General features: G+C 56.9%; 18 protein-coding genes and 1 pseudogene. 16 read left to right on the top strand and 3 right to left on the bottom strand.

The features are described from left to right. Positions 1-24 precede the first annotated feature (24 nt). The 5 genes from astA (at position 25) to SB725_RS13520 (ending at position 4,025) form a co-directional block, all read left to right on the top strand. Positions 25-1,059 (top strand): arginine N-succinyltransferase, encoded by a 1,035-nt coding sequence (gene astA / locus SB725_RS13540; RefSeq protein ID WP_027925211.1) that lies wholly within the window; start codon positions 25-27, stop codon positions 1,057-1,059. A 273-nt stretch (positions 1,060-1,332) separates the two neighbouring features. Beyond that, positions 1,333-2,109 (top strand): hypothetical protein, encoded by a 777-nt coding sequence (locus SB725_RS13535; RefSeq protein WP_027925210.1) that lies wholly within the window; start codon positions 1,333-1,335, stop codon positions 2,107-2,109. Next, complete coding sequence (locus SB725_RS13530) at positions 2,106-2,786, top strand: transposase (RefSeq protein WP_194939691.1); 681 nt, start codon at positions 2,106-2,108, stop codon at positions 2,784-2,786. The genes SB725_RS13535 and SB725_RS13530 overlap by 4 nt, the downstream gene beginning before the upstream one ends. Next, positions 2,783-2,959 carry a hypothetical protein gene (locus tag SB725_RS13525; protein ID WP_172825910.1) on the top strand — a complete coding sequence of 59 codons (177 nt, stop codon included), beginning with the start codon at positions 2,783-2,785 and terminating at the stop codon, positions 2,957-2,959. The genes SB725_RS13530 and SB725_RS13525 overlap by 4 nt, the downstream gene beginning before the upstream one ends. A 196-nt stretch (positions 2,960-3,155) precedes the next feature. Beyond that, positions 3,156-4,025 (top strand): oxaloacetate decarboxylase, encoded by an 870-nt coding sequence (locus SB725_RS13520; protein ID WP_027925208.1) that lies wholly within the window; start codon positions 3,156-3,158, stop codon positions 4,023-4,025. Positions 4,026-4,147: 122 nt separating this feature from the next. Here the strand turns inward: SB725_RS13520 and SB725_RS13515 are convergent, their stop codons facing one another. Both SB725_RS13515 and SB725_RS13510 read right to left on the bottom strand, forming a co-directional pair. Further along, on the bottom strand, positions 4,148-5,383 hold the full coding sequence (locus tag SB725_RS13515) for a M20/M25/M40 family metallo-hydrolase (RefSeq protein ID WP_410921924.1): 1,236 nt from the start codon (positions 5,381-5,383) through the stop codon (positions 4,148-4,150). Positions 5,384-5,500: 117 nt separating this feature from the next. Further along, on the bottom strand, positions 5,501-6,571 hold the full coding sequence (locus tag SB725_RS13510; RefSeq protein WP_410921923.1) for a diguanylate cyclase: 1,071 nt from the start codon (positions 6,569-6,571) through the stop codon (positions 5,501-5,503). Positions 6,572-6,763: 192 nt separating this feature from the next. Here SB725_RS13510 and SB725_RS13505 point away from each other — a divergent pair, with 192 nt between their 5' ends. From SB725_RS13505 to SB725_RS13495, 3 genes are all read left to right on the top strand, one after another. Then, positions 6,764-8,218, top strand: a complete 1,455-nt coding sequence (locus tag SB725_RS13505; protein WP_410921922.1) for a flavin-containing monooxygenase — start codon at positions 6,764-6,766, stop codon at positions 8,216-8,218. Between the two features lie 22 nt (positions 8,219-8,240). Continuing rightward, positions 8,241-9,188: an alpha/beta fold hydrolase gene (locus SB725_RS13500; protein WP_027925204.1), complete on the top strand. Its 948-nt coding sequence runs from the start codon at positions 8,241-8,243 to the stop codon at positions 9,186-9,188. A gap of 179 nt (positions 9,189-9,367) precedes the next feature. Then, complete coding sequence (locus SB725_RS13495; RefSeq protein ID WP_027925203.1) at positions 9,368-10,753, top strand: VOC family protein; 1,386 nt, start codon at positions 9,368-9,370, stop codon at positions 10,751-10,753. A 49-nt stretch (positions 10,754-10,802) separates the two neighbouring features. Here SB725_RS13495 and SB725_RS13490 read toward each other — a convergent pair whose 3' ends face one another. Further along, a complete protein-coding gene (locus SB725_RS13490) occupies positions 10,803-11,480 on the bottom strand; it encodes a type 1 glutamine amidotransferase domain-containing protein (RefSeq protein WP_059181102.1) in 678 nt (225 codons plus the stop codon). A 416-nt stretch (positions 11,481-11,896) separates the two neighbouring features. Here SB725_RS13490 and SB725_RS13485 point away from each other — a divergent pair, with 416 nt between their 5' ends. The 8 genes and pseudogenes from SB725_RS13485 to SB725_RS13450 all read left to right on the top strand — a co-directional run bounded on the left by SB725_RS13485 (position 11,897) and on the right by SB725_RS13450 (position 23,388). Beyond that, complete coding sequence (locus SB725_RS13485; protein ID WP_007948242.1) at positions 11,897-12,412, top strand: Hcp family type VI secretion system effector; 516 nt, start codon at positions 11,897-11,899, stop codon at positions 12,410-12,412. A 131-nt stretch (positions 12,413-12,543) separates the two neighbouring features. Next, a complete protein-coding gene (gene tssI / locus SB725_RS13480) occupies positions 12,544-14,586 on the top strand; it encodes a type VI secretion system tip protein TssI/VgrG (protein WP_059181103.1) in 2,043 nt (680 codons plus the stop codon). After that, on the top strand, positions 14,531-15,316 hold the full coding sequence (locus SB725_RS13475; RefSeq protein ID WP_410921921.1) for a DUF4123 domain-containing protein: 786 nt from the start codon (positions 14,531-14,533) through the stop codon (positions 15,314-15,316). The genes tssI and SB725_RS13475 overlap by 56 nt, the downstream gene beginning before the upstream one ends. Next, positions 15,313-20,292 carry an RHS repeat-associated core domain-containing protein gene (locus SB725_RS13470; protein ID WP_059181105.1) on the top strand — a complete coding sequence of 1,660 codons (4,980 nt, stop codon included), beginning with the start codon at positions 15,313-15,315 and terminating at the stop codon, positions 20,290-20,292. The genes SB725_RS13475 and SB725_RS13470 overlap by 4 nt, the downstream gene beginning before the upstream one ends. Further along, on the top strand, positions 20,289-20,759 hold the full coding sequence (locus tag SB725_RS13465; RefSeq protein WP_059181106.1) for a hypothetical protein: 471 nt from the start codon (positions 20,289-20,291) through the stop codon (positions 20,757-20,759). The genes SB725_RS13470 and SB725_RS13465 overlap by 4 nt, the downstream gene beginning before the upstream one ends. Positions 20,760-20,821: 62 nt before the next feature. After that, positions 20,822-21,430, top strand: a complete 609-nt coding sequence (locus tag SB725_RS13460) for a hypothetical protein (protein WP_082694288.1) — start codon at positions 20,822-20,824, stop codon at positions 21,428-21,430. A 31-nt stretch (positions 21,431-21,461) separates the two neighbouring features. Continuing rightward, positions 21,462-22,437 (top strand): annotated as a pseudogene (locus SB725_RS13455) (RHS repeat-associated core domain-containing protein); the annotation flags it as partial. A gap of 447 nt (positions 22,438-22,884) precedes the next feature. Next, a complete protein-coding gene (locus SB725_RS13450; RefSeq protein WP_410921920.1) occupies positions 22,885-23,388 on the top strand; it encodes a DUF2247 family protein in 504 nt (167 codons plus the stop codon). Positions 23,389-23,527 lie beyond the last annotated feature (139 nt).

Here is a 23,527-nt window from a genome sequence, read left to right as displayed (position 1 = left end):
CTGGCGCAAAGAAGGAGCTGCATCATGATTGTCCGCCCGGTTCGCGTCACCGACCTGCCCGCCTTGATGGATCTGGTGCAACAGGCCGGCCCGGGGTTCACCACCCTGCCGGCCAACGAGGATCGCCTGGTGCACCGGGTGCGCTGGGCCCAGCGGACATTTGCCGAACAGGTGGAGCGTGCGGATGCCGATTACCTGTTTGTGCTGGAGGATGACGATCAGCAAGTGGTCGGCGTCAGTGCAATGTCTGGCGCCGTAGGCCTGCGTGAACCCTGGTACAACTACCGGGTGGGGCTGACTGTCAGCGCTTCGCCGGATCTTGGGATTGCGCGACAGATTCCGACCTTGTTCCTGAACAACGAAATGACCGGCCAATCGGAGCTGTGCTCGCTGTTCCTGCGTCACGATCAACGCCAGGGTACGAACGGCCGGCTGCTGTCGCTGGGACGGCTGCTGTTCGTCGCCGAGTTCCCACAATTGTTCGGCGACAAACTCATCGCCGAACTGCGTGGCAGCGCCGACGAGCACGGCTGTTCACCGTTCTGGGACAGCCTGGGCCGGCACTTCTTCAAAAAGGAATTCAGCTACGCCGACCACCTGTCGGGGCTGGGCAATAAATCCTTCATCGCCGAACTGATGCCGCGCCAACCGCTTTACACCTGCCTGCTGACTGAGCAGGCCCAGGCGGTGATCGGCAAAGCGCACCCGAACACCGTGCCGGCGATGAAACTCCTGAATGCCGAGGGCTTTGCCCATCAGGGTTACATCGACATCTTCGACGCCGGGCCGGTGATCGAAGCGCCGGTGGCGAAAATCCGTAGCGTGCGCGACAGCCAGGCGCTGGTACTGGCCATTGGCACACCCGACGAACAGGCCCCGGTGTGGCTGATCCACAACCGACGCCTGGAAAACTGCCGCATTACCGTGGCCAAGGCACGCTTGGTCGGCAACAGTTTGGTGGTCGACCGCCTCACCGCCAAACGCCTGCAACTGCAACCTGGCAATTCGGTGCGTGCGGTGCCTTTGTTGAAGCAACAGCAGCAGGCTGTGGCGGCGTAACAGTGTCGCCATGGTGTTAATAATCCATGTAAACCAAAGTTCCGCCATAGCGGATCAGCCCACCACAAACATCCATTAACAACTGACAACATCAACTAACAACTACTAAATTGCCTTTAGTGGTCGTCCTCCCCATACTAAAAACACAAACCGGCCACATTAAACGAGCCCACCACGCAACGTCCTATAGACAATTGATCTTACGCCCCGGTATTTCGCACAACCTCAAACCAGCTGATCGCCCCACCCCAAAGAACCGAAGCAGAACACTTCATGATCAAGACACTTTTAAACGCAACCTTATCATCCAACGAACTGATAACCACTTTAAAAACACTGGACACATCCGCTGAAATTCATAAGTTAGTCAGCGTGCTGCATAACACGCCTGAACACCCTCATGAAACATCTAAAAGCGCGACGATCATGAAGTCAACAAACACCCTCACCGGAACATTGACACTGTACTGCAACGACAGTGGAAACATCAGTCTCAAAGTACCTGATCGCGCACCGCCGTCACCGCAGCTGTACACCGTTCCAGGCAACAGTGTTTTGTTTGCCATCAACGACCAGTCATTTCCTGTCCAGCTCTATGGAGTAGAAGCCAACAATCTGATACTTGGAAAGCAGGTCATTGTCGACGCCAACAACCCGTTATTCATCGACGGTACGAAGGTCCTGTTCGACAGCAACCCCACAGGCGACGGGCACGCGACATTCATTGGCAGTATCAACCTGCCAGATAAAAGCGCAGATATCGGGGTATTTGATCGTGCCTCTCGACACAAAATCGCCTGGTTTCCCCATGACGATAGCGCCGCACGCTACCTGGTGAGCCTTGAACTACTTGAAGCGGCGCAGGATCCAGGGGCTGGCAAAGTGGCCGAAGAATTGATTTATCACTACCACCCCGCCGTCGCGTGGAAAGCATTTCAGGTCATTCATAAAATCGATCCGCAAGCCGCACTGCATTTCGTACCACTGTTGAGAAACCTGCAAAACAGTCGCCTGAATGTTTTACTCGAACAACAGAGTGAAGCGGCATGAAGCTGAATACATTTGTTGAGCGAATGGCGGCTTACGATCTAGAGCGAGACAAGCCACAAATAATAGAAGACTTACGTCAACTGAGTACCAACCGTACCTTGCTGAGCGAGCACCTTTACAACATTATTCAGCAAGAAGGTTTCAGCACACGCAACAGTATCTATAGCGCTTACGCTTTTGTTCTGCATTACAACGACCTGTTTACTGTTCGTTTGGGTTTTTGGTCACCGGTCTCTTCTCAAGACGAAAGTGAAACGTTCATCTACGATTTGAACCACACCCACGACTTTGAAATCTATGCCATGGGTTACAGCGGCGACGGCTATATAACCGTGACCCGAAAAATACTTGATGACACACCGATTCGCGTGAATGCAAGACCGATACTCGGCGAAGAGCGAGTACTTAAACTCGCACCCGGCGAGGTCCTGCACATGCTTCCACTACAGGAAATACACAAGCAGCTCCCCCCGAAAACAATGTCCGCTTCGTTGAGTTTACTGATCCATCCTCAACGATCGGTTAAAAACGAAGAAGCGTGGTGCTTCGACGAAAACTACATACCGACTTATCCCGGTATTGCTACGCAGGAAACAGCGTTCTTTGAAAAAACGCTGGCACTGCTTAATAGTGGTAGTCATTCGCTACCCGATAAAAACCAAAGGAAGAAAACATGAACAAGCCAACGAACAACTGGAATGAAACCCCGCTGCTGCGTGCAGGTACCAACGTGATCAACACTCCCGTCGAGACTACCAAGCAATCCCCGTGTGGCGAATTCGTGCTTCGCTATAACGTGGGTAACATCCATGAAATCAAGCAAATCTGGAACGTGACGGCTAACGGCTGAACGCGCCACCGTTAAACATGCCGCAAGCTGCAGACCGATCAGGTCTGCAGCCTTTTTCTGAACGCACCGACGAAAAAACCGGCATCCCTGTAAATTCGTCATCATTTGCCCCCCGCCCCCGTGATAGCCTTTTGTTCCTTCGGCGTTGACACTTTTGCTCAAGCCCTTCCATTCCAATTGCAGTGGTGGAACTCGTATGTCCAGGCTTTCCCATCAAGATTTGCGCCGTAACTTTCGCGAATTGTTCGCTTCCAACACCTGCTATCACACGGCTTCGGTCTTCGACCCGATGTCGGCCCGCATTGCCGCTGACCTGGGTTTTGAAGTGGGAATTCTGGGCGGCTCCGTCGCATCGTTGCAGGTGCTGGGCGCCCCCGACTTTGCGTTGATCACCCTCAGCGAGTTCGCCGAACAGGCCACGCGCATTGGCCGCGTCGCGCAACTACCGGTCATCGCCGACGCCGACCATGGCTACGGCAACGCGCTCAACGTGATGCGCACCATCGTCGAACTTGAACGCGCCGGCATCGCCGCCCTGACTATTGAAGACACCTTGCTGCCGGCGCAATTCGGCCGCAAATCCACCGACCTGATCGGGGTCGCAGAAGGCGTCGGCAAGATCCGCGCCGCGCTGGAAGCCCGGGTTGATTCGGAAATGGCCATCATCGCCCGCACCAACGCCGGCATTCTGCCGATCCAGGAAATCATCAGCCGCACCCAGCAGTACCAAGCCGCCGGCGCAGACGGGATCTGCATGGTGGGCGTGCAGGACTTCGATCAGCTGGAAAAAATCGCCGAACACCTGAGCGTGCCGCTGATGCTGGTCACCTACGGCAACCCGGCGCTGCGCGACGACAAACGCCTGGCCGAACTGGGCGTGCGGGTGACCATTGACGGGCATGGCGCTTACTTTGCGGCGATCAAGGCGACGTACGACAGCTTGCGCGAGCAGCGGCAGATCTTTACCCAGGCGTCCGACTTGAGCGCGACGGAGCTGACGCATACGTACACGCAGCCTGAGGACTACATTCGTTGGGCCGAAGAGTTTATGCGTGTGAAGGAGTGATGATCGTTCCCATGCTCTGCGTGGGAATGCCTCAACGGACGCTCCGCGTTCGGCTTCGAAGGGACGCGGAGCGTCCAGGGCTGCATTCCGAAGCGGAGCGTGGGAACGATCAGTGGTGCGGATTACTGCTTGGTCAATTCCATAATCATCCGCGACAACAGATAAATCCGCGGCGCCACGCTTTCTACCTCCGCGTACTCTTCAGGTGTATGGATATTGCCGCCCACAATCCCGAACCCATCCAGTGTCGGCGTACCCACACCCGCCGAGAGACTGGCATCCGCCGCCCCGCCGCTGCCTTCTTCGGTCAACTTGCGACCAATTTCGCCGTAAATCCCCTGCGCCATGGCCATCAACCGATCCGACTCCGCCGTCTGCGGCATCGGCGGTAATCCGCGCTGAAGGGTGGTGGTGACTTCGGTATCCGCAATCAGCTTGTCCTTGGAAACCCGCGCCAGATCCTTCTCGATCCGGTCGAATTCTTCCGGTACCGCCGCCCGCACGTCAGCCTTGGCCGTGGCCTGGTCCGGGATCACGTTGGTCCGGTCGCCGGCCTTGATCACGGTGAAATTGATGGTGGTTTTCTTCTCTTCATCACCCAACTTGCCGAGTTGCAGAATCTGATGCGCGGCTTCCATGGCAGCGTTGCGCCCCAGTTCCGGCGCGACACCGGCGTGAGCGGCTTTTCCTTTGACTTCCACCACCGCCGTCGCACTGCCTTTGCGCCACACCACCAAACCATCCGCCGGACGACCCGGTTCGAGGTTGAGGGTCACGTCGTGGGCCTTGGCGGTTTTCTTGATCAGGTCGGTGGCGACGTCGGAGCCGGTTTCTTCACTGGCGTCGAGCAGGAACGTGATCTGCGCGTAGTCCTTGAAGTCGAGGCTTTTCAGGACTTTCAGCGCATAGATCCCGGCGACGATGCCGCCCTTGTCATCCATCACGCCGGGCCCATAGGCGCGGCCGTCCTTGATATGGAACGGGCGCTCGGCGGCGGAGCCTTCCTTGAAGACGGTGTCCATGTGCGCCATCAGCAGGATTTTCGCCTTGCCGGTGCCTTTCAGCGTCGCAATCACGTGGCTGCTTGTGTCGGGTGTGTTGGGCACCAGCTCAATGGTCGCACCGAGCTTTTTCAGCTCGTCGATGGCGATGTCGCGCACTTGCGTCAGGCCGGGCTCATAGCCGGATCCGGAGTCGATGTTGACCAGCCGCTCCAGCAGTTTCAGGGCTTCACCCTTGTATTGCTCGGAATCGGCGAGGACTTGTTTGTGCGGTTCGGCGAAGGCTGCAGGAGCGAAGGCGCCGAGGGCGAGGGTCAGACTGGTGACCAGAAGGGAGCGAGGGAGATTGAGCGTCATGAATCGGTCCTTGTTTCGTGTCGGGGTCAAAAACACCCTACCTGACTACGACGCAAGGCTCTAGACCGAATGCGACACACAATAATCCATGGCCGAAGATTAACCTGCAGTAAAGGGTCAGACCGGGTCGAGCAGTTCACGAAAGGGCTTGCCATTGGTGCGGCAGATCACGCGATTGCGGCCCGTGGTCTTGGCTTCATACAACGCCTGATCCGCATCGTTGAGCCATAACGTCGCATCGGTGTGCGCCGTACTGAAAGACGCCAGGCCAATACTCAAACTGACTTTCAACGCCGGACTCTGCTCGTAACCCAACGTGGCAAAGCGGTCGCGCAGTGCCTCCATCGTCGCAGCGGCGCTGTTCAACGGCATATCGGGCAGGATCACGCAGAACTCGTCGCCGCCATAGCGCCCGGCCACATCAGCGACGCGCAGGTTTTGCTTGAGCATTTTGCTCAACTGGCGCAACACGATGTCCCCGGCGACGTGGCCGTAGGTGTCATTGATCGCTTTGAAATGGTCGATGTCGATCAGCGCAATCGCCCCGCCCTGCTGCAGGCGTTGGCAGCGCTGGAATTCGACTTCAAGTTGATCCTTCCAGGCGCCATGGTTCAGCAGGCCGGTCAGGCTGTCGGTACGGCTCAGGGCCAGCAACTCGCGCTTTTGCTGACCCAGGGTGGTGGCCTGACGGAAGCAGATCCAGCCAAGCGCCAAGGGATACAGGATCAGCAGCGGCATGCAGGCGAACATCTGCAACGGTGTTGTCGACGGAATGAACGCGGGGGTAAACGCCAGCCACCCCACCCCCATCCCGAGTATTTGCGCGACGGTGCCCACCAACAGGAATCGCATGCCGCCGATGGCGACGTTGTTCATCGCCATCATCGACAGCGTTGCAACGCTGGGCAGTGGATTAAACTGCATGGCCGCGACCCAGAAACCGCCGAGAAAGGCGTCGACCAGGATGTTGCGGTGCTCGGCGTGAAACGGCACCTTGGCCCGACGTGCCCACTGATAAGCAACGTGCGGCCACAACACGCCGTTGAACAGCATCAGCCCCCACACCCACGGTGCCGGGTCGAGCGGGTACATCGCCGCGCCCACGCACAACAATCCCAAGGCCAGGCCCAGGGTTCGCGATGTATAAAGCCTCCTGGCTAATGAAAGTCCTTTCCCCGCTTTTGCCATAGGGCCTCTGCGCCACTCATCGGAACCGGATTACACCGGGCTTGCAGGTGCGTTTGAAGTCTATCAGGGCGACGTTAAATAGCCATCACCGGTGAGCGGCTTGAATACCGGGGTATTGCCACGAGGCGAGTCCCCAATGTTTGGCTATACATGAAGGGAGGGTTCAATCAATAACTCTAAAAAGGGAGGCCCATGCAGACTTTTCAAGTGTTGATCATCGGCAGCGGTTTTGGCGGTCAGTGCGCGGCGATCAATTTGCTCAAGGCCGGCATCGACGATTTTCGCTTGCTGGAGCGGCGGGACTTTTTTGGCGGCACCTGGTGCCAGAACACCTACCCCGGCGCAGCGGTGGATGTGCCCTCGCCCCTTTATTCGCTGTCCTTTACGCCCTATCGCTGGACGCAAATGTTCGCCCAACAGGCGGAACTGCACCACTACACCCAGTACGTGGTGGAACACTTCGGCCTGCGCGACAGGGTCGAGCTGGAGGCCAATGTCGAACGCATCGAATGGGATGACGCCAACAAACGCTGGGCCGTGCACACCGGCAGCAAAGGCACGTTTTACGCGCAGTTTCTGATTAACGCGACGGGGCCGTTGAGCCAACCGGTCGTCCCGCACTTCGAAGGCGTGGAACGCTTTCAGGGCAAGACCTTTCACACCAACAACTGGGACCATTCCTACGATTACCGGAAAAAACGCGTGGCCATCGTCGGCAGCGGTGCCAGCGCCGCGCAGGTCATTCCGGCGATTGCCCCGGACGTCGCGCACCTGCATGTGTTCCAGCGCACGCCGCACTGGGTATTGCCGAGGGCTGACCGCGCGTTTGGTCCTTTCCAGCGTTGGCTGCTGGGCCTGAAACCGGCCTACAAACTGCTGCGCTGGATGATCTACTGGCAGTTCGAAACCCGCGTGATTGCCTTCAAATACTCGAAACCGGCGATCCGCATGGTTCAGCATCAGGCCTTGCGCTTTCTCAAGCGCCAGGTGCCGGACCCCGAACTACGCAAAAAACTGACTCCGGACTTCACCATCGGCTGCAAACGCGTGCTGGTCTCCAGCACCTACTACCCGGCGCTGAGCCGCCCCAACGTAACGTTGCACAGTCGCGAACAGGGCATCGCGTCCATCGATGAAACCGGCATCGTCACTCAGGACGGCCAGCACATCGACCTCGACCTGATCGTCTGGTCCACCGGTTACGACGCCACTGACGGGGTGATTTCCTACCCCGTCACCGGCAAACACGGCACACGACTCAAGGACGTCTGGGCGCAGTACCCGCGGGCCTATCTGGGCACCAGCCTGCCGGACTTCCCGAACCTGTTTATCGTCACCGGCCCCAACACCGGCATTGGCCACACCTCGGCGCTGTTTATCATCGAATCGCAGATGAATTACATCCTCGACTGCATCCGTACGTTAAAAGCACAGGGTTTACGCAGCATTGAAGTACGCCCCGAAGCGGAACGTACCTACACTGAAATGATCCACAGGGAAATGGAGCGCACCGTTTGGAAGTCTGGAGGCTGTCACAGCTGGTATCAAAGCAAGAGCGGTCATGTGATCGCCATGTTTCCGGGGTTTAGTTTCAGCTATCACCGATTGACCCGGGCCTTGAAACCGGCCGACCACATTCTGTCCTGATCACGTTTAAGGAAGTCATCCGATGCTTCTATTGGTCGTCATTATCGCGGTTATCGTGGCCTGGAGCTGGTTGAGCTACCCGACCATCGGTTATTGGCTGTACGACTGGAACATGGCGATTGAAGCCAAGCTGTATCGGCTGCACAAGATCGTCGTGCCGATCAACGAAATGACCGTCTCGACCTGGCAAGGCGGGCCGTATGAGGCGTCCAGCAGTGTGCTGATGCTGCACGGCTACAGCGCCGATAAAAACCTGTGGTTGCGCTTCGCCCGGCATTTTGTCGGTACGCATCGGGTGATCATTCCAGACATTGCCGGCCATGGCGAAACCGGCTTCAAGGCCGGTGGCGGCTATGACATCCCGTTGCAGGCCAAGCGGATGATCCAGCTGCTCGACGTCTGCGGGGTCGAGAAAGTGCATGTGATCGGCAACTCCATGGGCGGCTACATCGCGGCGTGGCTGGCGGCCACCTACCCGGACCGCATCGCTTCTGTGGCGCTGATCGACCCGGCCGGCGTCACTGCGCCCGAGGCCAGTGATCTGGAGCGACACCTGGCCAAGGGGCACAACCCTTTTCTGATTCATTCGCGGGAAGAGTTTCGGCGTTTCTACGCCATGACCATGGCCGAACCGCCGTGGGTGCCTGGCGTGGTGCTGGACGCCGTTGCCCAGCGCTATGAGCAAAGTCGCGATGAGCTGGAAGAAATCTTCAACGACTTCCGCGCCAGCCCGCCGATGGAACCCAAACTGGCCGACATCAAATGCCCGGCGCTGCTGCTGTGGGGGCACAAGGACCGTTTGATCGACGTCAGCAGCGTGGCCGTCTGGAGCAAAGGCATCGTCGATCTGCGGGTGCATATCTGGGACCACGTCGGGCACATGCCGATGGTCGAACAGCCGGCCAATACCGCACGTCTGTATCGCGAGTTCCTGGGATCGCTGCGCACCGAAAGCCGCTCGCACCTGTAACGCGCCCCTCTAACGCGACCCTGTAGCCGCTGACGAGCAACGCGAGGCTGCGGCTACACGAGCGGTAGTGCAGCAGTCCTGGGGAGAATGAAGTCCGTAAGATTCTTCGTTTGTCGGCGCCGCTGAAGGCTGCGATCTTTTCGCACATCCTTTACGTCACCGCGCCGGGAATTTCTTTCATGAGCCAGTCACCCTTCGTCAGCCCTGACCTGATCCGTCAACGCTTCTCCAAAGCGATGTCCGACATGTACCGCGAAGAAGTGCCCCTGTACGGCGCACTCATGGAGTTAGTGGAGCAGACTAACCAATACGTGCTGGACAACGACCCGCAGATCGCCCGTCAGCTGAACAGCACCGGCGAAATCGAACGCCTGGATCTGGAACGTCACGGTGCAATCCGCGTCGGCACCGCCGCAGAACTGGCCACGCTCGCCCGTTTGTTCGCCGTGATGGGCATGCAACCGGTGGGTTATTACGACCTGACCCCGGCCGGCGTGCCGGTGCATTCCACGGCGTTTCGCGCGGTGCATGAAGACGCGTTGCAGGTCAGCCCCTTCCGCGTATTCACCTCGCTGCTGCGCCTGGAACTGATCGAAGACCTGGACCTGCGGGCCTTCGCCCAGTCGGTGCTGGACAAACGCCAGATCTTCACCCCGGCAGCGCTGACCCTGATCGAACGTGCGGAAACCGAGGGCGGCCTTACCGAACAAGAAGCGCAGCAGTTCGTCGAACAGGCGCTGGAAACCTTCCGCTGGCACCACAGCGCCACGGTTACCGCCGAGCAATACCAGAAACTCAGCCACCAGCATCGCCTGATCGCCGACGTCGTGGCCTTCAAAGGCCCGCACATCAACCACCTGACCCCGCGCACGCTGGACATCGACATCGTCCAGGCGCAGATGCCTGCCCACGGCATCACCCCTAAAGCGGTGGTCGAAGGCCCGCCCCGCCGGCAGTGCCCGATCCTGCTGCGCCAGACCAGTTTCAAAGCGCTGGACGAGCCGGTTGCATTCACCGATCAAGCTGAAACCCGTGGCAGCCACAGCGCGCGTTTCGGTGAAATCGAGCAGCGTGGCGCCGCGCTGACACCCAAGGGACGGGCGTTGTACGACCGTTTGCTCAACGCCGCTCGGGACGAGTTGAAAGACTTCCCCAATGAAGCCAATGCCGCACGCTACAACGCGCTGATGACCCAGCACTTTGGCGAATTCCCTGACACGTACGAAGGCATGCGCCGACAGGAACTGGCGTACTTTCGCTACTTCGTGACGGAAAAAGGCCTGCAGGCGGACAAGCTGGAATCGTTGTCGCTGGAGGATTTGCTGGACGGCGGGTATCTGCGGGTCGAACCGCTGGTGTATGAGGACTTTCTGCCGGTGAGTGCGGCGGGGATTTTCCAGTCGAACCTGGGAGACGCGGCGCAAACCCACTATGGCGAGCATTCGAATCAACAGGCGTTTGAACAGGCGCTGGGACGATTAACGATTGATGAGCTGGGGTTGTATGCCGAGACGCAGCGGCGCTCGGTAGAAGAATGCTATGCCACATTGGGGCATGCCATCTGAGACACACCCCATGTAGCCGCTGGCGCAACGTGCGCCAGCGGCTGCGGGTTTAGCGGAGCTTCGCCAACAACGCTTCAGCACCCGCCTGCGAAGACGCCGGGTTCTGACCGGTGATCAGCAACCCGTCCTCAACCACATAGCTCGCCCAGTCATCACCCTTGGAATAAATCCCGCCCTTCTCCTTCAGCATGTCTTCCACCAGAAACGGCACGACCTTTGTCAGTTGCACCGCTTCTTCCTCCGAGTTGGTAAAGCCCGTCACGCGCTTGCCTTTGACCAACGGCTGGCCGTCCGTGCCTTTGACGTGACGCAACACACCCGGCGCATGACAGACCGCCGCGACCGGTTTGCCGGCCTTGATAAACGCTTCGATCAGCGCAATCGAATAGCGGTCTTCGGCCAAATCCCACAGCGGACCATGACCGCCGGGATAAAACACGGCGTCGTAATCCTCCGGCCTCACGGTGCTCAGCACCGCCGTAGACGCCAGCGCCGCTTGGGCGGCGGAATCTTTGCGAAAACGATGGGTGGCTTCTGTTTGAAAGTCGGGCTCGTCGCTTTTCGGGTCCAGCGGCGGTTGGCCACCCTTGGGCGAGGCCAGGGTCAGCTGAGCACCGGCGTCCTTGAAGGTGAAATACGGAGCGGCGAATTCTTCCAGCCAGAAGCCGGTTTTCTTGCCGGTATCACCCAATTGATCGTGGGACGTTAAAACCATCAGGATTTTCATGTCGTTCTCACTCCGTTTCAGGGTTGTTCGGACGCTCGACGGCGCTGTTTTTATGGACCCTGCGGCCGGCCCATTCGTTGCACCGGATGTCAGGCGCCGTTGACGGGTGGCGCAAGGCCGTTATGCGCAAGAAGTTGCGCACTCATCCTCCAAAAATGTCCTGCCTTGCGGCTGATCGCCCGGCCTGTCAGGCCCTCCAGCCGAGTGCGCAAGAAGTTGCGCAGTGGTGTGCAAGTTCTTGCGCACATTCCTTTGGGTTCCAAGGTGAAAATCTTTTCCATCGTTATAAAACCGACTCAACCCACTGATTTATATAACGTTAACCGCTTCTGGCACGGACCTTGATAACAGTCAGGCACCCACCGGGCGATACACGCCTCCCGGGCACCCCAAAATTTTTAGCAAGGAGCACACCCATGGCTACACCAGCGTACATGTCCGTCACTGGCGAAAAACAAGGTCTGATCACCGCCGGCGCGTTCACCGCCGATTCGGTTGGCAACACCTACCAGGAAGGCCACGAAGACCAGGTCATGGTTCAGGCTTTCAGCCACGACGTGATCATCCCGCGTGACCCGCAATCCGGCCAGCCAACCGGTCAGCGCGTTCACAAGCCTGTGGTCATCACCAAGGTCTACGACAAGTCCTCGCCACTGCTGCAAGCCGCTCTGACTTCCGGCGAGCGCATGAGCGAAATCGTTATCCAGTGGTACCGCACTTCGGCTCAAGGTACCCAAGAGCACTACTACACCACCAAACTGGAAGACGCCATCATCGTCGCCATCAACAACAAAATGCACAACTGCCAGGACCCGTCGAACTCGCACTTCACGCACCTGGAAGAAGTGCAGTTCACCTACCGCAAAATCACCTGGACCCACGAAGTTTCCGGTACTTCGGGTTCCGATGACTGGCGTCTGCCGGTCGCCTAAATCAGGCCGACCGTCTCAAGCATCGGCCAGCTCTGCTGGTCGATGTTGTTTTCGCCCTTCCAGAATTTTTGCGTCTGCCGAGGCCTTTTCGGCCATTGGCGCACGCCGCAGCACTGCACGAGGAACAAGGGATGTTCGCGCCGGCCAATCAGACTCACTTTGCCCTGACCATCGAAGGTCTCTCCAGCGATTTGCAGGTGCTGTCCTTGCAAGGCCGGGAGGCGATCAGCCAACCGTTCGTGTTTGAGGTGGAGCTGGTCAGTGAACAGCCGTCCCTGGACCTCGAAACCCTGCTGCACAAACCGGCCTTCTTGCAGCTCTCGCCGGACGGCAGCGGCATTCACGGCCAGATCTACCGTGCCGCCCAGGGTGATTCCGGCAAACGCCTGACCCGCTACGCGGTGACCCTGCGCCCGCAACTGTCCTACCTGGCGCACCGCATCAACCAGCGCATCTTCCAGAACCTCAGCGTGCCGAAAATCATCGGCAAAGTCCTCGAAGAGCATGGCATCCAGAGCAACGCCTACGAATTCAAAGTCGGGGCGATTTATCCCGAACGCCTCTACTGCGTTCAGTACGACGAATCGGACCTGCAATTCATCCAGCGCCTGTGCGAAGAAGAAGGTATCCACTACCACTTCCAGCACAGCGCCACGGCCCACAAGCTGGTGTTCGGCGATGACCAGACGGTGTTCCCGAAACTCGCGCCTGTGGCCTATCAGCAAGACTCCGGCATGGTCGCCAACGACCCGGTGATCAAGCGCTTCGACCTGCGCCTGGAAACCCGCACCAGCCGCACCACCCGCCGCGACTACGACTTCGAAAAACCACGCTTGACCCTCGAAAGCGAAAACCGTGGCGACGCCCTGCCCGACCTCGAAGACTACGACTACCCCGGCCGCTTCCTCGACCGCGAACGCGGCAAGCACCTGGCCAAACGCGCCCTCGAACGTCACCGCAGCGACTTCCAGCTCGCCGAAGGCAAAAGCGATCAGCCGATACTGGTCAGCGGCCACTTCCTGGCCCTGACCCAACACCCGAAAGCCAAATGGAACGACCTGTGGCTACTCACCGAAATCCTCCACGAAGGCAAACAGCCGCAAGTGCTGGAAGAGTCGGTCACCAGCAGCACAACCAACCTCAAAGACGATTTCCACCAGGGCTACCGCAACCGCTTTCAAGCCACCCCGTGGGACGTGCCGAACCGCCCGCCGCTGCATCATCCCAAGCCACGGATCCTCGGCAGCCAGAGCGCCGTGGTCACCGGCCCCAAAGGTGAAGAAATCCACTGCGACCAGTACGGTCGCGTCAAAGTGCAATTTCACTGGGACCGCGAAGGCCAGGCCGATGACAAGACCAGCTGCTGGCTGCGCGTCTCCTCCGCCTGGGCCGGCGCCCACTACGGCGGCATCGCCATCCCGCGCATCGGCATGGAAGTGCTCGTCACCTTCCTCGAAGGCGACCCCGACCAACCGCTGATCAGCGGCTGCCTGTACCACAAGGAAAACGTCGTCCCGTACCCACTGCCGGCGAACAAGACCCGCAGCACCTTCAAGACCCTGAGTTCCCCCGGTGGCGGCGGTTTCAACGAACTGCGCATCGAAGACAAAAAGGGCCAGGAACAAATCTTCCTGCACGCCCAGCGCGACTGGGACGAAAACGTCGAACACGACCAGAAAATCCGCGTCGGCAACGAACGCCACGACACCGTCGAGCAAAACAGCTACAGCGAATTCAAGGCCGAAGAACACCACACCGTCTACGCAGATCGCAAAGTCGAAGCCCGCGCCAACGACCACCTGACCGTGGGCGTGAATCAGCACATCAAGATTGGCACCGGGCAGTTCATTGAAGCCGGCCAGGAAATCCACCTGAGCAGCGGCATGAAAGTCGTGCTTGAAGCGGGAAGCGAACTGACCCTGATCGGCGGTGGCAGCTTTATCAAGATCGATGCCGGCGGCGTAACCATGAGCGGGCCGGTGATCAATATGAACTCCGGGGGGAGTCCGGGCAGCGGGACCGGGGCTGCGCCGTTGTTGCCGGGGGTGTTGAAGCAGGCGGATGCGGATAAGGCGGGGGCGGTGTTGACGCCGGCGCAGATCAATACGTTGAAGCGGAATGCGCCGTTTTGTGAAGAGTGCGAGAAGTGTAAGGCAGGTGCTTGTGCGATCTGATCTGTTGACTCCGCAGGCGTGGTTGGCTGAGCGGCCGTTGCAGGCCGATGAGCGTCTCTATCTGATTGTCAGTGCTGCGAGCGATGCCGAACCGCTCAAGGCCTTTTACCAACAAGAGATGGCACCGGAACTGATACCCATCTGGGGTGGCACGCCTTACGCCGATTGGCAGCCCGTCATGCCTTATCTCGCCGAGCTGAAGCCAAACGCTGGTTTTATGCAGTGGATTACCGAAACCGATGCTGAGGATTGGGGTTGGCTGGCGGTGTCTACTAGTACCTCCTACGTTGTGTTCGAACATCTACGCAGTTTGACCCAGGTGCTTACGCCCGATGGCACCGAGGTGTTTTTCCGGTTCTGGGACGGCCGGCATATTTACCCGATTCTTGAAGGCCTGGGCGCCGGTGCTGGCGAGGTCCTACCAGTGTTCGACCGTTACCTTATCAACGGACAAAGCCTGGAGGTGGGGCCAAGATCCGTTCCTCCAGCAAAGGAATGGCCGTGGTGGGAAGTGCCACAGAAGCTGCTCGATACGCTGGCGGAAAAAGACCACTGCACCGTCGTCGACAACCTGATGCAGTGGCTGGGCGAGGACTGCCCTGAACTGTTCTTTGCCTTCCCCGAAAGTAATTTGCGCCACAAGGTCGAGCGTTTCGTCCGCCAACAACCCAACACAGAAGATATGGCAGAGCGTCTTGCTGCTCAGCTGACAAAGGAAGTCACGTCATGAATACCCCGATTGGTACCTTGGTCCTGCGCGTGCTGGACGCCAAAACGCCTGACGTGAATCTGATTCTCAAAGATTTCAAGAACTGCCTGAGCGATTACAAGGAGTGGGCGGACGGTTTCCTCACTGGTTGGGCACTGGATGTCGACCAGACATTCAAAGTCGGCAATGAAGTCAGCCTCACCAAACGCAAGACCAAAACCGGCGCAGTCGAGACCTACGCGACCTGCCCCCTGGCGGGCGACTTCACCCTGATCCACATGTTCGAGTCAGCGCGTTTCGTCCCCATCGGCAACACGCCAGTGAAATTGGAGCCTGTCACCAAAGGCACGCTCTACGACGACGTCACCGGCCCTGTTATTGAAACGACTATAGGCCCCAGCGGCATCAAGGTGATCGACGGCTGCAAGAAAGGCCAGATGTACCGCATCACCTTTTTCCCCAACGTTTCCCAGAGCGACGTCAAAGCGCTCTACGATTCCTATCAGGGCGTAATCGGCAATCTCGAAGGCTGGCTGCAAAGTGAATGGTCGGGCAAGTTCCAGCCACAGTGGGCCAGCTACTCGGAGGCCGACCGCATGGGCCGTTCGGTCATTCTGTTGAAACAAGCGATGGATGGCCTGGAGAAAGCATTGCTCAGGCTGTGGGACGACATCAAAAGCCTGTTCGAACTGCTCGCACATCCGAAGGAAAATCTCGAAAAGCTGCGTAAATACCTGTCGGATGTCGAGATCGACAAGCTCTATGCCGCCTCCAAGGAGTCCATTGCTTCAGGCCTGTTGATCCTCAGTGATGAACCCCTGATGTTCATCTACGTTTCGGCAATTGTTGCCTGGGTCGGCATGCTGCCGCCGCAGGTCATTGTTGACGTAGTGACGGCGATTGCAGCGGAGTTCCTGATCAACGTGGTGCTGGGCATTTGCCTCACCGGTGGTGCGGGGATCGCTGTGCGGGTTGGCACCAAGGCAATGTCTACCGTCAAGTCCGGTACAGCCATCAAGTACCTTGAAGAACTGGCCGCGAAACTGATGACGTTGAGCGGCAAACACAGCCTGCCGGCACACGCTGAAGTGTCGAAACCGTTGATTGCCAGCGCCAAGAATGTGCCGATGAAGCCTACCAAAACGGCGGCGATTAAAATCGACGAGGCTGCCGCCAACGGGTCCAAAAGTCAGGTTCCGAAAACCACGGATACGCCGAAGCAGGAAGTGAAAGACGCTTCTTCGTTTCCGCGTGGCAAGAAAGAAAAACAGACCACCCTCACACCCAAGGAAAAGGTCGACGACGTTCCGACGCAGTCGAAGACGCCCGACGATAAAAGCGCCACCTGCGCCAAGAAAACCTGCACCAATGGTTGCCCCGTATCGATGGTTACGGGCGAAGAGTTGCTGACCCTGACCGATGGCGAACTCGGCGGTTTGCTGCCCTTCAGCTGGACGCGACTCTATCGCACCAGCGCCGCAGAAATCGATTGCGGCCTCGGCTACGGCTGGAGCCATGCCTTGGCCCAACGCGTCGACATCCACGACGACGAAGTCCTCTGGACTGACCATGAAAACCGCGTCACCACGCTCCCGCTGCCAAGCGTACAGCGTCCGGCGATCACCAACAGCCTCTCGGAAGCGGCCATTTTCATCGGTGACGACACTTCCGAGCTAGTCCTCACGCAGGCCGGCGAACGCAAGCAGTTCTACCATTTCCGCTACAACAGCAAGGGCGCCACGCTGATCGCCATCAGCGACGATTACGGCAATCGCCTGCACATCACCCGTGACATCCACGGGCGAATCAAGCGTGTCGATAACGGTGCCGGTCGCGCCCTCCTCGTGCGTTATGACCGCAGGCACATCGTTGCCATCGACTATCAGCAGTTCAGCCCGGCGGACAATCTGGAAGATGCCTGGAGTACCGTTCAGACTCTGGTCACCTATGGCTACGATGCCCAGCACCGCCTGATCGAAGCCCGAAACGCAGCGGGCGAAGCAGAACGCTACGCCTACAACGATCAAAACGTCATTCTTGAGCGCCAACTGGCCGGTGGCGCGAGTTTCTACTGGGAATGGGAAAAGGAAGGCAAGTCGGCACGCTGCATCCATCACTGGGCAAGCTTCTCGCAGATGGACGCGCATTACGCCTGGGATGACAAGGGCAGCGTCACGGTTACCAACGCGGACGGCAGCGAAGAAATCTACACCCACGACGATCAGGCTCGACTGGTCGCCAAGGTTGACCCGGATGGTGCCGAACACCTCAAGGCCTACGATGACAAGGGCCGGTTGATTGCCGAAAAAGATCCACTCGGAGCAGTTACCGAATACCAGTACAACGAAGCCGGCCGACTGGTCGCGGTGATTCCACCGGAGGACGCACCGACCACTTACGAGTACTACAACGGTTTTGTTCGTGTGGTGAATCGTGGTCCGGCGACCTGGAAATACTGGCGCAACGACCAAGGCGACATCACCGAACAAATCGACCCGGACGGCAACTCCACCCACTACAGCTACAACCGCCAGGGCCGTCTGCTGGAGATTCGTCATCCTGATGGCAGTCGCCACCAACTGGGCTGGAACAACCTTGGCCAACTGCTCGAAGAACAGCTGCCCGACGGCGGCCAGCGCAAGTATCGCTACGACGCGTTGGGCCGACAGATCACGCGTCAGGATGAAAGCGGCGCGATCACCCACTATCAATGGGACGCCGCGAACCGCCTCGCGCAAATTACCCTGCCCGGCGGTGCGACTCGTGCGTTCACCTACAACGCTTACGGCAAAGTCACCGCCGAACGCGATGAACTGGGCCGCGTCACCCGCTACGAGTATGCGGATAACCTGCATCTGGTCAGCCGTCGCATCAACCCGGACGGCAGCCAACTGCGTTACCACTACGACAACTCGCGCCTGTTGCTCAGCGAGATCGAAAACGAACGTGGCGAGCACTACCAGCTCGATTACTACCCCAACGGCCTGATCCAGCAGGAAACCGGCTTCGACGGTCGCCGCACCGCTTACGAGTACGACCTCAACGGCCAACTGCTGAAGAAAACCGAATTTGGCGACGACGGTAGCGAACTGATTACCGAGTACCAGCGCGACGCCGCTGGGCGCTTGCTGGTAAAAACCCTGGCCGATGGCGAAAAAATTCACTACAGCTACGATGCATTGGGTCGCCTGGTTAACGTCGACGACGGCCACTGGCCTCTCGCCTACGAATACGATCTGCAAGACCGACTGATCACCGAACACCAAGGCTGGGGCACCACGCGTTACGAGTACGACAAACTCGGCCAACTGAGCCACTGCCGCCTCCCCGACGGCAGCAAACTCGACTACCGCCACCAATCCGGCGGTCGCCTGAGCAGCATCGACCTCAACGGCTCGCGCCTGACCACTCACCAGTACAGCGCCGGCCGCGAGCAGCAACGTCAACAAGGCCTGCTGCTCAGCCAATACCAGTACGACGAACAAGGCCGACTGCAAGCCCACACGGTGGGTCAGCAAGATCGCAACCTGTTCCAGCGGCGCTACGCCTACGATGCCAATGGCAACCTCGCGGGCATTGACGACAGCCGCAAAGGTAATCGCAGCTACCATTACGATCCGCTTGATCGCCTGATCAACGTCCGTGGCAGCACCCCGGAAAGCTTTGCGCACGACCCGGCGGGCAACCTCCTGGGCCAGGGCGACCAGCCAACCGCAAACCTGGCCAACGTCAAAGGCAACCGCCTGCTCATGCAGGGCGACCGCCACTACGATTACGACGCCTACGGCAACCTGGCGCGCGAACGTCGAGGAACCGGACAGAAACTTGTCACCGAGTACCGTTACGACTGCCAGCACCGCCTGATCGGCGTCAGCCTCCCCGGCGGCAGCAATGCAACCTACAAATACGACGCCTTTGGCCGCCGCATCGCCAAAACCGTAGATGGCCACACGACGGAGTTCCTGTGGCAAGGCGAACGCCTAATCGCCGAAAGCGCCGACAACCGTTATCGCAGCTACATCTACGAACCGGGGTCATTCCGCCCATTGGCAATGCTCGACGGCGAAGGCCCGCTCAAAGCCGAGCCGTTCTACTACCAGCTCGACCACCTCGGCACCCCGCAGGAACTCACCGACTACAGCGGCGAGATCATGTGGTCGGCGAAATACCGCGCCTACGGCAACCTCGCCACCCTCGACGTCGCCGAAATCGACAACCCGTTGCGGTTCCAGGGTCAGTACTTCGATGGGGAAACGGGCTTACATTACAACCGGCATCGCTACTACAATCCGGGCACTGGGCGTTATCTGACGCCCGATCCGATCAAGCTTGCGGGGGGGTTGAATAACTACCAGTACGTGCCTAACCCTACGGGGTGGGTGGATCCGTTGGGGTTGAGTTCGGGGTGTCCGGGGCCTGATTGCAAGCTGCCCAATAATTCGGCAAATGCAACGAAACCCGATAGCATTCCGATGTCTCAGGCTAAGTACGATGAAGTGATTAACCTTGAAAAGGGAAATCGGCCTGCCGATACTCGTGAATATTTGCCGGAGCAATACGTAAACATGCACGAAGAAGCCTTCAAGAATCAGGGAGGCTCCTTTGTCGTTATTGACGAATGGATTGAACGCTCCAGCTATCCAACATTCCCTCCTAGGAAATTTGTAGGATTGCCGTCCGAAATGGACAATGTGGTTGCTAAGTACAAAGCTAGTGGTGGTAATTGGGAAGTGCTCAACAGGGAGCTCAATCTTGGCTCTGCAGACCTTTCATCTGCCAAAATCTATCTCGTCAAAATCAAGCCTGATGATCCTAGATTTAAATATGAAATTCCAAATGGCAATGAAGCAGGTGCTTATCCAAAAGAATGGGTGCCTGGAGGCGAGACAAAAAGTGGAACAAAGGAAGCAGCTCTGATTGGATCTGAAAAAATCAATCACGGAGCGGACATGAATAAACTTTTGAGCCAATTTGATGACTGGGAACAACTTCAATGATCAGCAATTTTGAAAAAGCGTTAAACAGAGATGAATTCCCAGAATACTTCAGAGGTATCGGCATTTATTTCACAAAAGATCCTGACTGGGGAACTCAGTTACACATCATTAACTGGCAAGGACTTTGCGGCTTTCTCAAGACACAAAAAAATCCAGCGTCAGTTCTAAAAAATGCATTTGAAAAATACGTAACGACTGTAAAAAGCACCGTAGAAGACGCGAACGATCTTCTCGAAAATATAGGGTGCTATTACTACATGCGAAAAAAAGCCCCAGTTTTATCGGAAGATGGATTTGACCTAATCAGGGATATGTCTAGCAAGGAAAAACTGACAATATCTAAATGTATGGAATTCCTGCGCCAAGAAATAAACAAAACGACGAACGCACAGGACATCGAGCTTTACAACAGGCGACTATCAAAGCTGATTAATGATGGCGGACCAACTGATTTAGAGAATCTTTAACAATAAAGATCTCCGAAAAAGCGGTTAAATAGACGGATTTATTTCATGACGGGAGCCTACCGATGCCTTATTCCGAACTGAAAAATGCAATTCAGCGTGCCGGCTTCACCATTAGCGAATTCTCGGACCAGCGAGTATTTTTCGGCTGCTGGTCACTCACTGTCGAAGGTTATGGACAAAGCTACTTGATCGTCAACGAAGGACGTGAGGGTTGGATGATGTTCTATCTTAAGGAATCAGGTGGGGCATTTATTGAGCTGGATAAAAAAGAATCTGCCTTGATGGACGACATTGACAGGGCGACCCAATGCCTTATCTGGCTTTCCGGCTCCCGCCTACCTCAGGAGTCCAAGGTCCGAAATTATTACGTAATTGCCGAAAAGGATCTTGTACCGGAGCTCCCCCATAGTTCTGAGTGGCCAAAGTTGATCGGGTATTGTTACGCCGATGACTATTTTCTTTTTTTTGAAGGCAAGGGACATGGACTGGGTGGATCTGCTGTCCCAGCTCACAAGGCCAATAATGCTGAATGGTTGAAACTTTTCTCTGCGTTAAATGCAGAGTGGTTCTTAGAGTTACTGGAAACTTCCCGGTTCGCGTCGGAAGAAGCATTTACCCTGGCACTGACCGCCAAAATTGGCTTAAAAAAAAGGGGACGGATTTATTTTTAGGAAAGAAAATAAATCCGTCCCCTTTTCGCCCGAACAAAAACGCCAACAGGGCCTGCTACTCAGTGAGTACCAGTACGACGAACAAGGTCGTCTGCAAGCACACAGCGTCAGCCAAAAAGATAGAAACCTGCTCCACCGCCGCTACGCCTATGACGCCAACGGCAACCTCGCCGGCATCGACGACAGCCGCAAAGGCAATCGCAGCTACCACTACGACCCGCTCGACCGCCTGATCAACGTCCGTGGCAGCACCCCGGAAAGCTTCGCCCACGACCCTGCGGGCAACTTGCTGGGCCAAGGCGACCAACCCAGCGCAAACCTGGCCAACGTCAAAGGCAACCGCCTGCTGATACAGGGCGACCGCCACTACGACTACGACGCCTACGGCAACCTGACCCGCGAACGTCGCGGCATCGGGCAGAAACTCGTCACCGAATACCGTTATGACTGCCAGCACCGTTTGATTGGTGCCAGTCTGCCGGGGGGCAGCGTTGCTTCCTATAAGTACGACGCCTTCGGCCGGCGTATTGAGAAAACCGTCGACGGCAGCACCACTGAATTCCTGTGGCAAGGCGAACGCCTGATCGCCGAAAGCGCAGACAACCGCTATCGCACTTACATCTATGAACCGGGCAGCTTCCGTCCGCTAGCAATGCTGGATGGCGAAGGTCCACTGAAGGCGACGCCGTTTTACTATCAGCTCGATCATCTGGGTACGCCGCAAGAACTCACGGACTACAGTGGCGAGATCATGTGGTCGGCCAAGTACCGCGCTTATGGCAACCTCGTCGCAATCGATGTTGCCGAAATCGACAACCCGCTGCGGTTTCAGGGGCAGTACTTCGACGCGGAGACAGGCTTACACTACAACCGGCATCGCTACTACAATCCGGGGACCGGGCGGTATCTGACGTCGGATCCGATCAAGCTTGCGGGTGGGTTGAACAACTACCAGTATGTGCCTAACCCTACGGGGTGGGTGGATCCGTTGGGGTTGAGTGGATGCCCAGATGCTGCCTCCAACTCATCAAGCGAGGTGAAAAGCCCAGCGACCAGAGCGACAGTAAATGAAGGTGCTCCTAACTCCCCTGAGGCACGGGAAAACTCGGCCCACAACGTGGCACTTTTTGAGAGACAGCGTGCTGGGTATGCTGCACAAGAAATAAAAGCCGCGGAACCGATAGGCAGCGCTTTAAAAGAAGATCCAATGCATAGAGCTCCTAGCTATGTCGTTGATCAGATTCCTGACAGAGGAAGAGTATTCCCGCTCAAGGGAGGGGATGGCACAAGCAATACGCTTACTCAACTCGAAGGGACAATGAGCGATAAACGCGGAGTCTTCGAATGGATTGTGAACTCGAAATTGCAATTAACACACCAGAGATTCATACCAGAGGGCAGAATTACTGGCACACCAAACCAAATACCATCGAGAATGCCAAAGTAGGCAACGTATGAAAGACTTATTACTTGACGGCTCCTACGTATATGCACACGCACCCTGGCTAAACTGGAGTGAGCTTCTTTATGGACTGGAACACAGCTTCATAAACGAAAAGGGTGTATCTGAATTCGCTTGCGAGGGTTTAACTGAAAAATCTTCACAAGAGGCCATTAGCCTTGCGTCTTTATTACCGCAAGAAAGCTACTTGACACTCGATTTACTCCGCGGACTTGCTACCAACGAACCAGCTATTGAAACAGACAAAGCAAAACCATGGATTTTTTTACTGCTTTCATTTTTGTTTGATAATAAAGATAGCTACAGCGACCCATTAAATATAGTGGAGCAGATATATTCAGACTTCGATTACCCAGAGGAACTTTCACCTCTAATTAGATACATGCCGGCATCAGAAGGCATCGAAGGATCTGAGGATCAGCTATTCAAAAACTGGGAAAAAGTTTTATCAGATTACAATAGTTTTTTTAGCAATCAAAATAGAAAGCCTTTGTAGAAAGTGACTCCACTCTGTTTTCTGGAGTTGTAAAAAACGTGTAAAAATAAAAAAAAGGGGACGGATTTATTTTCACGAAAGAAAATAAATCCGTCCCCTTTTCGCATTACTACCATAAAGAAATATGGACACTCGACTT

The sequence above is a fragment of the Pseudomonas sp. SIMBA_041 genome (assembly GCF_046535095.1).
GTDB lineage: Bacteria > Pseudomonadota > Gammaproteobacteria > Pseudomonadales > Pseudomonadaceae > Aquipseudomonas > Aquipseudomonas mucoides.
This window is presented reverse-complemented; position numbering and strand designations above follow the sequence as displayed.